A 10431-nucleotide genomic window follows, 5' to 3' on the forward strand; every position below is an offset into this window, starting at 1 on the left:
GCTGGTGCGCGGCGCGGCGCTGCTGGAGGTGCCGGCGGCGCTGCGCCCCGGCTCGGGGTGCTTCCTGGTGAGCGTGCCCAACGGCGAGCACCGGACGCGGATCACCGAGAGCGCCGAGCTGGGCTGAGCACACCCCCCGCGCGGGCGGGCTTGCGCGGCGGCGGGTGCACGGCGCAGAGTGCAGCCCGTGAGCCGACACTGGTCTGTGCGCGGCCGGCGCCGGACCGCGGCCCCGCTGGCGCTCCTGCTGCTGCTCGTCACCGCCGTCGCCGGTTGCCGGGACGAGCCCACCGAGCCGGTGCGGATCCGGATCGCCACCGGCAGCCCGACCGCCGTCTACCACGCGTTCGGCCAGTCGCTGGCCGCCCTGCTCAACCGGGAGCTGCCCGGGGTGCGGGCGGACGTGGTGGTCACCGCGGCCTCCGCGCAGAACGTCCGGCTGGTCGGCTCGGGCGAGGCGGAGCTGGGCTTCACCCAGGCCGACGTGCTGCCGCCGCGCGAGCCGGAGCACCCCCAGGTGCTCGCCGTGGCGCGGGTCTACGACGACCTCCTGCACCTGGTGACCACCGCCGGCGGGCCGGTGCGCACGCTCGCCGACCTGCGCGGCCGGCGGGTGTCGGTGGGTGCCGACGGCTCGGGCACCGAGGTGACCGCCACCCGGCTGCTGGACGTGGCGCAGCTCGACGGCGACCGGGTCCGGCAGGAGCACCTGGGGCTGGACGACTCGGTGACCGCCCTGCGCGAGGGCCGGATCGACGCCTTCTTCTTCTCCGGCGGCCTGCCCGTGCGCGGCGTCGCCGAGCTGGCCCGGCAGACCTCCCTGCGGATGGTCGACCTGGGCGACTGGACCGAGCCGCTGCGGCGCGCGTACGGGGAGGTCTACGTGACCCGGGACATCCCCCGCTCGGTCTACCAGGCGGATCCGGTCAGCACGGTGGCGAACCCGAACTACCTGATCGTCAGCGCCGAGCTGCCCACCGAGCTGGTGCGCGAGGTGACCCGGCTGCTGATGGAGCGGCGGGAGGAACTGGCCGCCGCGCACCCGGCCGCCGGGCGGATGAGCCCCCGCTCGGCGATCGTCACCACGCCGTTGCCGCTGCACCCGGGCGCGGCGCAGTGGTACCGCGCGGCCAAGCCCTGACCGGGCTCAGGTGCCGACCGGTTCCCCGGCGCGCGGCGGGGCGGCCGGTTCGACCGCACCGCTCGCATCGTCGGGCGGCGCCGGGAACCACAGCTCGGCGACCAGCCCGCGCGGCTCGCCCTGACGCATGGTGAGCCGGCCGTCGGAGGCGTCGACGAGCACCGCGGCGATGGTCAGCCCGAGGCCCGCCCCGTCCACGTTCTGCGCGTCCGGGGCCCGCCAGAACCGCTCGGTGGCCTGGTCCAGCTGGCTGGCCGTCATACCGGGGCCGGTGTCGCGCACGGTCAGCGTCGTCCCGCCGTCGGCCGGCCGAACGGTCACCGTCACCTCTCCCCCGGCGCCGCTGAACTTCACCGCGTTGTCGATCAGGGCGTCGAGCGCCTGGTCGATCGCGGTCGGTACGGTCCGGGCGTACGCCGGCGTCTCGCCCGCGTCGAGGCGGAGCGTGACCGACCGGTGCCGGGCCAGCGGCAGCCAGGCCGCGACCCGGGACGCGGCCGCCGCCGAGGCGTCCACGGTGACCCGCTGGTTCTCCTCCCGTTCGGCGCGGGCGAGGGTGAGCAGCGCGTCCAGGACGGTGGCCAGCCGGTCGGTCTCCTCCAGCGCCAGCTGGTGCTCGGCCCGGCCGTCCGGGTCGGTGAGGCTGGGTCCCAGCTCCTCCACCCGCAGCCGCAACGCGGTCAGCGGGTTGCGCAGCTGGTGGCTGGCGTGCGCGACGAAGGCCCGCTGGCGGTCCATCACGTCGGAGACCGCGTCGGCCATGTGGTTGAAGCTGGTCGCCAGCCGGCGCAGCTCCGGCGGGCCGAGCCGGGGCCGGACCCGGGCGGTGCGCCGGCCCTCGGCGATCTCGTGGGTCACCGAGTCCAGCTCGGTGACCGGGCGCAGCACCCAGCCGGCCAGCCCGAACGCGGTGGAGACGCAGGCCAGCACCGCGAGCAGGCCGATGCCGGCGAGCAGCAGCCACCACGCGGTGACGGTGCGGCGCACCGGGTCCGCCGGGGTGGTGGTGACCACGGCGCCGAGCACCTCGCCGCCGTCGTTGATCGGGACCGCCGTCACCAGCGGGCCGTCCACCCAGGGCCAGACCGACTCGGGGCCGCTGAACTGCTGCCCGGACAGGGCCGTGTCGAGCGCCGGGCCGGTGCCCGCGCCCAGCTCCCAGCGAGGCGAGGCGGCGACGGTACGCCGGTCCCGGTCCACCACCGCCGCGCCGATGCCGTAGAGGTCGTCGTAGGCGGCCAGCTCCCCGCCGAGCGGGCCGGGACCGCCGCCGCGCAGCGCCGGGCCGGCCAGCGACGCGAAGCGGGTGGCGTCGGCGAGCCGGTCGGCGCGTACCCGGTCGGTCTCCCGGGAGGCCAGGGTGACCGCCAGTGGGGTCTCCAGCGCGAACAACACCAGCACCATCAACAGCAGGTAGCTGATCACCAACCGGCGGCGCACCGGGGCCTCCTCACGCGCCGCGGAGCCGGTAGCCGACCCCGCGCACGGTCTCCACCAGGGTCGGGTCGCCGAGCTTGCCGCGCAGCGACCCGACGTGCACCTCGACGGTGTGCCGGTCGGCCCAGGTGGTGCCCCAGACGTCGAGCAGGATCCGGTCGCGCGGCACGGCCACCCCGGGCTGGCGGGCCAGGGAGAGCAGGATGTCGAACTCCTTGCGGGTCAACGCCACCGCCCGGCCGGCCACGGTCACGGTCCGGCCGCCCACGTCGATGCGGACCTCGCCCGCCTCGATCAGGTTGCGCTCCGGGACGGTGTGCGCGGCCCGGCGCAGCACCGCCTCGATCCGCGCCTGCAACTCCACCATCGAGAACGGCTTGACCACGTAGTCGTCGGCGCCCAGCCGCAGGCCGAGCACCCGGTCGCGTTCCTCCCCCCGGGCGGTGACCGCGATGATGCCGAGCTGGCTGCTGCGTCGGCGCAGCTCCCGGCACAGGTCGGTGCCGTCGCCGTCGGGCAGCGTGAGGTCGAGCAGGACCAGGTCGCAGGGGGCGGCGGAGAGCGCGGCGGCGACGGTGGCGGCGTGTTCCACCTGGTAGCCGCGCCGGGTCAACGCGGACGACAGGGCCGCGGCGACCCGACGGTCGTCCTCGACCAGGAGGATCCGCACCCGTGCCCCCTCTCTCGTTCGACGCGTCGTCAGGCGAAATGGTGGCAGACGCGCCGCCGGGGCGCGAGGCCGCTCTAGGCTGCGGGCGTGATCTACAAGATTCTCGCCGACGACGAGTGGCGGCAGGCGCGGGCGGACGGGCGGTTCGCCGGCACCGCGCTGGACCGGCAGGACGGCTACCTCCACCTGTCCGCGGCCGACCAGGTGGTGGAGACCGCGCGGCGGCACTACGCCGGGGTGACCGGCCTGACCCTGCTCGCGGTGGACGAGAGCCGGCTCGGCGACGCGCTGCGCTGGGAGGTGTCGCGCGGGGGCGCGGCGTTCCCGCACCTGTACGCGGCCCTGCCGGTGGACGCGGTGGTCGCGGCGCACCCGTTGCCGGCGGACCGACCGGCCGCCGACGTGGTGGCCGAACTGCTCGGCTAGGGGCTCGTTATGCTGCGTCGAACCCGCCCGACGGCGCGACGCAGCGCCCTGCCACGATGCGAGTTGAGATGACTGACAGCAACGACCGGTCCGCCTCCGTCTTCGTCCACCCGACGGCCGACGTGGAGGACGGCGCCCGGGTCGGTGACGGCACCAAGGTCTGGCACCTGGCGCACATCCGGTCGAGCGCCCAGGTCGGTGCCGGCTGCGTGATCGGCCGCAACGTCTACGTGGACGCGGGCGTCACCGTCGGCGACAAGGTGAAGATCCAGAACAACGTCTCGGTCTACCAGGGCGTGACCATCGAGGACGAGGTCTTCGTCGGCCCGTGCGCGGTGTTCACCAACGACTTCCGGCCGCGCGCCCAGAATCCGGACTGGACGATCACGCCGACGCTGGTCCGCCGGGGCGCCTCGATCGGCGCCAACGCCACGCTGGTCTGCGGCATCGAGGTCGGCGAGTACGCGATGATCGCGGCCGGTTCGGTGGTGACCCGGGACGTCAAGCCGTTCCAGCTCGTGGCGGGCAACCCGGCCCGGCCGAAGGGCTGGGTCGACGAGAAGGGCGAGGTCGTCTCCCGCGACGTCGACAACCCGCCGCACCAGGGCTGAGCAGCCGACGGGGGCGACGACCGCACCGGTCGTCGCCCCCCGTCGTCGGTGCGCCTCAGCCGCAGAGCCGGCCGATCTCGTCGCGGAACCGGTCCATCGGGTTGGACCCGGCCGGGCCGAGCAGGTACTCCTTCAGCTCCCGCCGCGCCTCGGCCATCGGGTCGTCCCCGGTCCGGGTCACCGCCAGGATCTTGGGCAGCTCGCCGCAGTCGGCCGAGAGCAGGTACGCCGCCCGGGCGGTGGGGAACTGCCTGCGGAACTCGTCCTCCGGCAGGCCGGCCGGGTTGGCCACCACGTACGGCCGCTCGCTCTGCACGAAGTCGGAGACCACACTCGACACGTCGCTGACCAGCAGGTCGGTGGCGTTGAAGCAGTCGAACAGCGCCGGCGTGCGACCGGTGACCACCAGGTGCGCGGTGCCGTCGAGCGAGGCGGGGTCGGTCTGCCCGCCGGCGGCCCGGATCCGGGCGACGATCCGCTCGTGCGCCGCCCGCGCCTTCGGCGAACGGGTGCCGGTGAGCGGGTGCGGCTTGTAGACCACCCGCAGGTTGCCGGCGGCCAGCAGCCCGGACACGATCCGCTCCCCCATCAGCACCAGCGAGGTGTGGTAGGGGTCGTCGTCCAGCCACCCCTCCCAGGTGGGGGCGTAGAGGACGGTGAAGAGGTGGTCGGCGGCGCCGGAGCCGAACGTGTGCACGCCGGCCAGCTGCGGGCGGCCGACCTCCACGATGTCGCGGTCCAGCACGCCGACCGCGGCCCGGGCGTACCGTTCCCGGCCGGCCGGGCCGGCCACCCACACCTCGTCGTACACCTTGCTGTACGGGTTGACGCTGGCCTGCTTGTCGCTGTCGCCGTGCCCGACGAAGACGTGCTTCACGCCGGGTTCGCGCAGCAGGTGGATGTTGGACCCGACGTTCGCCGCGTAGAGGGCGACCCGCAGCGAGCCGAGGTCGAGGTTCATGAAGTCGACGCCGGCCGGCACGCAGATCACCGGCAGTCGGGTGTCGGCCAGCTCGTCGAACGCGTCCGCGGCCCGCAGCAGCACCACCGCGCGCCGTCCGGTCGCCTCCACCGGGGCGAGCCACATGTTGGCCTGGTAGACGTCCTTGGCCGGGCCGGCGAAGTAGAGGGCCACCTCGGGCCGCTCCCGGGCCAGCCAGTCGTGCACGGCCGGCAGCACCCCGGGGGCCTTGCCCCGGCCACGCAGCGCGGTCGACGCCAGCACCGCGGCGGTGACCAGGCCGGCGACGAGCGTGGCGGCGGCGGTGACCACGACCGGGGCGACCCGGTCGACGGCGACGGCCACCACGGCGGCCGGCACCAGCAGCACGTTGAGCAGCGGCAGCCGCAGTCCGGCCAGCCATCGCGCCCAGGCCGGCGGCACCGGCACCCGGCGCAGCGCGCCGAGGTCGATGTTGCGGGTGTACGCGGGCGGGTCGACCCGCCCGTCGATCACCTTGGTGACCGCCGACGTGGCCACCGCCACGGTCCAGAGCGCGGCCGGCAGCAGCAGCACCGCGACGTCGCCACCCACCCCGGGACGGACCGCGGCGAGCACCAGCAGCACCACCGACAGGTCCCGGACCAGGCGGCGGAAGACCTCGCCGAGGCCGGCCTTGTCGAGCAGCTCGGCGGTCCCGGCGTAGCGGGTGGCCAGGGCCGCCTCACCGGCCAGGGCGACCACGGCGGCCACCGCGTACGGAACCACCAGGCCGAGGACCCCGGAGAGGATCATGACCGCGTAGCCGAGGAGCGTCGCGCCGACCGCGGCGAGACCCTGCTGGCTGCGTACTCTGCTGAACAACGACACGCTCCCTGTCTGCCCGCCGGTGTCGAAGGGGCCCGATACCGGACGGCTGCGACCCTAAACGGGTCAAGTGACACAAGTATTGCCGGGGTGTCCGGCAGGTGAACGACGGTCGACGGCTTTCACCATCGGTACGCGCCGCGACACGAAGCGGGCCCCGGCCGTGGACGGCCGGGGCCCGCTGAACGGACGGCGTCAGCCGCCGATGACCACCCGGCGGACGCCGGTCCAGCGCGCCGGGTCGGTGACCCGGCGGCCGTCGACGAGCACCGTCACGCCCGGCAGGTCGGCCGGGGCCAGGCTGCGGTACTCCGCGTGGTCGGCCTGGATCACCGCGGCGCCGACCGGCTCGCCGTCGTAACCGGGCAGGCCGTGCGCGGCCAGCTCCTCGTTGGTGTACATCGGGTCGGAGACGTAGGGGGTCGCGCCCCGCCGGCGCAGCGCCTCCACGGTCGGGAAGACGCCGGAGAACGCGGTCTCCTTGACGCCACCGCGGTAGGCGGCGCCGAGCACCAGCACGCCCACCCCGGTCAGGTCGCCGTACGCGGCGGCGAGCAGGTCCACCGCGTAGTCCGGCATCGCGGCGTTGGCCTCGCGCGCCGAGCGGACCACGGTGGCGGCCGGGTCGTTCCACAGGTACATCCGCGGGTAGATCGGGATGCAGTGGCCGCCGACCGCGATGCCGGGCGAGTGGATGTGGCTGTACGGCTGGGTGTTGCAGGCCTCGATGACCTTGGTGACGTCCACCCCGACCGTGTCGGCGAAGCGGGCGAACTGGTTCGCCAGGCCGATGTTCACGTCCCGGTAGGTCGTCTCGGCGAGCTTGGCCAGCTCGGACGCCTCGGCCGAGCCGAGGTCCCACACGCCGTTGGGCCGGTCCAGGTCGGCGCGCTCGTCGAAGTCGAGCACCGCCTCGTAGAACCGCACGCCGTGCGCGGCGGACGCCTCGTCGATGCCGCCGACCAGCTTCGGGTAGCGACGCAGGTCGGCGAAGACCCGACCGGTGAGCACCCGCTCCGGGCTGAACACCAGGTGGAAGTCGGTGCCCGCGGTGAGGCCGGAGCCCTCGGAGAGCATCGGTGCCCACCGGCTGCGGGTGGTGCCGACCGGCAGGGTGGTCTCGTAGCTGACGAGCGTGCCCGGCTTCAGGCCACGGGCGATGGCCCGGGTGGCGTCGTCCATCCAGCCGAAGTCCGGCACGCCCTCGGCGTCCACGAACAGAGGGACGACCACCACGACCGCCTCCGACTCGGCGACCGCGGCGGCGGTGTCGGTGGTGGCCGACAGCAGCCCGGCGGCCACCGCCTCCTTCAGCTTGACGTCCAGGTCGGCCTCGCCCGGGAAGGGCACGGCACCGTCGTTGACCAGCTGGACGACCCGCTCGGAGACGTCGGCACCGATCACCCGGTGCCCCTTCGAGGCGAACTGCACGGCGAGCGGCAGGCCGATCTTTCCGAGCGCGACGACGCAGATGTTCATGAACTACTTTCCTCCAGAGGGCCAGATTCGGCGCAGGCGGGCAAGGAACCGACCGGGTGTCACCGGCGTGATCGCGACGATCACCTGGCCCTTGTGGTTCGTGGTGGGCGTGACGAGGTGCAGCCGGACGCCGTGCCGGGCCAGCCGCCGGGGTGCGGCGACCGGGCGGTCGGTGCGCAGTGGCGCCGAGCCGGCCCCGCCCAGGGCCGACACCTCGGCGCGCACGGTCCGCCGCTCCCCGTTCGCCGCGACGACCGCCAGCAGCCGGTCCATCGCGAAGTCCGTCCGTACGACGGTACCGGGAGCGTCCGGCGTCACCGACGTGACACCCGTCAGGTCGCCCACACTGACCCGCAGGGCCTCCGCGCTCAGCTCGGCCAGCTCGGCCCAACGGCTACGCGCGGTGACCACCAGCGCCCGGGCGCCGGCGGCGTCGCGCCCCCAGGCCAGCCCGGTCGCGGTCAGCTTGGCCAGCACGGTGGCGGCCCGCTCGGTGACGTCGAACCACTCGTCCGGGTAGCCGAACGCGGCGTCGCGGAACCCGACGTGGTGGGCGTACCAGCGGTCGTCGACGACGGTGACCTCGGGCAGGGTCTTGTCCGCCTGCTGGTCGATCAGCTCGCGCAGCGCCGCCAGGTCGCCGTCGCGGGCCACGGCCAGCCGCAGCCGCTCCTCGGGCGCCATCCGGGCCAGCACGCCCTCGGTGAGGTACGCCTCGGCCAGCTTGCGGATCCGGTCGTGGACGTGCTGCTGCACGTCCGGGGCGAGGGCGAGGAACTCCGCGCGGAGCAGCTTCGCCACCTCCCAGGTGAAGTGGCGCACCAGCACCGCGTCCCGGCGCGGCCCGGGCTCGATCAGCCCGGCCACGAAGCCGACCAGCTCCTCGGCGCAGCGCAACCGCTCCTCGAACCGGCTCGCGTAGGTGATGTTCTGCGCGTTGTCCCGCTTGACCGCGTAGTAGAACTCGTAGTCGGCCAGGACCGAGACCTTCTTCGCCCGGAAGCAGGCCTCCAGCGTGAACGGCTGGTCGCTGCCCATCGGCATGTCGGTGCGGTAGCGCAGGCCGTACCGCTCGATCAGGTCCCGGCGGAACAGCTTGGTGTTCGACAGCGACCACGGCAGCGCGCTGTCGAACAGGTCGAGCCGCTCCTGGGTGCTGGCGTAGACGGCCTGGTGCACGTAGCGCTTGTTGGTGCCGACCATCCGGCCCAGCACCACGTCGGAGTCCCACCTGTCGGCGGCGGTGACCAGCCGCTCCAGGGCCTCCGGGCCGAGGTGGTCGTCCGAGCCGATGAAGAAGACGTAGCGGCCGCGGGCGTGGTCGAGGGCCACGTTGCTCGGGGCCGCCGGGCCGCCGGAGTTGGCCTGGTGGAACACCCGCACCGTCTCCGGGTGCCGCGCGGCGTAGCGGTCCAGCTCGGCGCCGCTGCCGTCGGTGGAGCCGTCGTCGACGGCCACCACCTCCAGCCGGTCCCGGCCGATCGTCTGCGCGAGCAGCGAGTCCAGGCAGGCGGTGAGGTAGGGCATGGTGTTGTAGACCGCGACCACCACGGTCACGTCCGGCAGGGTCCCGGCGCTCATGCGCCCACCTCCACCGGGGTCGGCGCCGGCGCCGCCGGTCGGGCCGGGGCGTCGGGCAGCAGCCGGGAGTAGACGTCGTCGAGCACGCGCGCCTGCGCCTCCCAGGTCCAGCCGGCCAGCAGGCCGGGCCGGTCGTACGCGGCGCGGTAGCGCGCCGGGTCGGCGAGCACCGCGGTGACCGCCCGGACGAAGTCGGCCACGTCCTCGGCACGGAACACCTCGCCCTGGCCGGTCTCCCGGACAGTCTCGGCCATGGTCCGCACGTCGGAGACGACGAGCGGCAGGCGGGCGTGTGAATACTCGAAGAACTTGGTGATCAGCGCGATCTCGTGGTTCGGCCAGTGCTGGATCGGGATGACCCCGACCTGCGCGCCGCTGAGGAACCGGACCACCTGGTGGTGCGGCACGTACGGCAGCACGTGCAGCCGGTCCGCCACGCCCAGTTCGTCGGCGCGGGTGACCAGACCGCGGACGTACGCCGAGGCGGGTTTGTTGACCACCAGGGCGACGTGCGCGCCGGGCAGTCGGGGCAGCGCCTCGACCAGCACTCCCAGGCCGCGCTTGGCGGCGGCCACCCCGCTGTAGACCAGCAGCGGCTCGTCCGGTCCGAGGCCGCACCGGGCCCGGATGTCCGGCACCGGCTCGCCCGGGTCGGCGGGCAGCTCGTCGACCGCGGGGGCGTTGAGCACGACCGCCGGGCGCTCGGCCAGGCCGTGCTCGTCGCGCAGCAGGTCGGCCAGGCCGCCGGAGACGGTCATGGTGGCGTCCGCGTACGGCACGTACTCCCGCTCGTGCGCGACGTTGCCGGGCAGCCAGCGGGCGTTGTCCCGCCACGGCTGCACCCCGGGCAGGTACTCGTGGGCGTCCCACACCAGCGCGATCCGCCGGCCCGCGGCGGCGGCCCGGACCTTCGCCCGGGCGCCGACGCCGAGCATCCGGAAGTCGTTGGCGTGGATCAGGTCCGGTGCCAGCTCGTCGACCACCGGACCGTAGGCCAGCTCGTAGTCCCACAGGCCCGGCTCCAGCCGCCGCCACGCGCCGTCGCCGCGCAGCCGCTGCCAGAACAGCGTGTACGCGCGGTCCCAGGGGCCGGTCAGCTTGCGGCCCTTGCGAGCCCGGGTCAGCTCGCGGTTGCGGAACCCGACCCACTTGCGGGTCAGGCCGGACAGCTTCTCCTCGGCGCGCAGCGCCACCCAGGGCAGACCGCCCGGCCGGCCCGCGCCGGCGGCCCGCGCCGCGGTGGTCAACGCCGCCCGGCGGACCGCCAGGTCCGCCCGCC

Annotated in this window: 9 protein-coding genes; 3 read left to right on the top strand and 6 right to left on the bottom strand. The window is 74.6% G+C overall.

Annotated elements, in window-relative coordinates; translation table 11 throughout:
- The first annotated feature begins 187 nt into the window (after positions 1 to 187).
- A complete protein-coding gene (locus tag HUW36_RS16380; RefSeq protein ID WP_174528968.1) occupies positions 188 to 1141 on the top strand; it encodes a TAXI family TRAP transporter solute-binding subunit in 954 nt (317 codons plus the stop codon).
- 6 nt (positions 1142 to 1147) lie between these two features.
- On the opposite strand, the gene HUW36_RS16385 is transcribed toward HUW36_RS16380, so the two are convergent.
- Positions 1148 to 2581, bottom strand: coding sequence for a sensor histidine kinase (locus HUW36_RS16385; protein WP_174528969.1), 1434 nt, complete (start codon positions 2579 to 2581; stop codon positions 1148 to 1150).
- Between the two features lie 10 nt (positions 2582 to 2591).
- Positions 2592 to 3248 carry a response regulator transcription factor gene (locus HUW36_RS16390; RefSeq protein ID WP_174528970.1) on the bottom strand — a complete coding sequence of 219 codons (657 nt, stop codon included), beginning with the start codon at positions 3246 to 3248 and terminating at the stop codon, positions 2592 to 2594.
- An 87-nt stretch (positions 3249 to 3335) separates the two neighbouring features.
- On the opposite strand from HUW36_RS16390, the gene HUW36_RS16395 reads away from it, so the two are divergent.
- Entirely contained in the window at positions 3336 to 3674 is a 339-nt protein-coding gene (locus HUW36_RS16395) for a DUF952 domain-containing protein (protein WP_174528971.1), read from the top strand.
- A 68-nt stretch (positions 3675 to 3742) separates the two neighbouring features.
- A complete protein-coding gene (locus HUW36_RS16400) occupies positions 3743 to 4285 on the top strand; it encodes an acyltransferase (RefSeq protein ID WP_174528972.1) in 543 nt (180 codons plus the stop codon).
- Between the two features lie 55 nt (positions 4286 to 4340).
- Here the strand turns inward: HUW36_RS16400 and HUW36_RS16405 are convergent, their stop codons facing one another.
- The 4 genes from HUW36_RS16405 to HUW36_RS16420 all read right to left on the bottom strand — a co-directional run.
- The gene (locus tag HUW36_RS16405) at positions 4341 to 6089 is read right to left on the bottom strand and encodes a CDP-glycerol glycerophosphotransferase family protein (protein ID WP_174528973.1); all 1749 of its coding nucleotides are present in this window, start codon (positions 6087 to 6089) and stop codon (positions 4341 to 4343) included.
- A 198-nt stretch (positions 6090 to 6287) separates the two neighbouring features.
- Positions 6288 to 7571: a nucleotide sugar dehydrogenase gene (locus tag HUW36_RS16410; protein WP_091578570.1), complete on the bottom strand. Its 1284-nt coding sequence runs from the start codon at positions 7569 to 7571 to the stop codon at positions 6288 to 6290.
- Between the two features lie 3 nt (positions 7572 to 7574).
- Positions 7575 to 9152 (bottom strand): glycosyltransferase, encoded by a 1578-nt coding sequence (locus HUW36_RS16415; RefSeq protein ID WP_174528974.1) that lies wholly within the window; start codon positions 9150 to 9152, stop codon positions 7575 to 7577.
- Positions 9149 to 10431: glycosyltransferase family 4 protein (locus HUW36_RS16420; protein ID WP_174528975.1), on the bottom strand; the 1283-nt coding region annotated here is incomplete at its 5' end. The genes HUW36_RS16420 and HUW36_RS16415, both read right to left, overlap by 4 nt.

Source organism: Micromonospora maritima, assembly GCF_902825405.1.
In the GTDB taxonomy this organism is placed as follows: Bacteria; Actinomycetota; Actinomycetes; order Mycobacteriales; family Micromonosporaceae; genus Micromonospora; species Micromonospora maritima.

Bases quoted from the DNA above. Each gene is read 5' to 3' on its own strand.
- HUW36_RS16410 (WP_091578570.1), bottom strand. From the start codon at position 7,571: ATGAACATCTGCGTCGTCGCGCTCGGAAAGATCGGCCTGCCGCTCGCC.
- HUW36_RS16400 (WP_174528972.1), top strand. From the start codon at position 3,743: ATGACTGACAGCAACGACCGGTCCGCCTCCGTCTTCGTCCACCCGACG.
- HUW36_RS16415 (WP_174528974.1), bottom strand. From the start codon at position 9,152: ATGAGCGCCGGGACCCTGCCGGACGTGACCGTGGTGGTCGCGGTCTAC.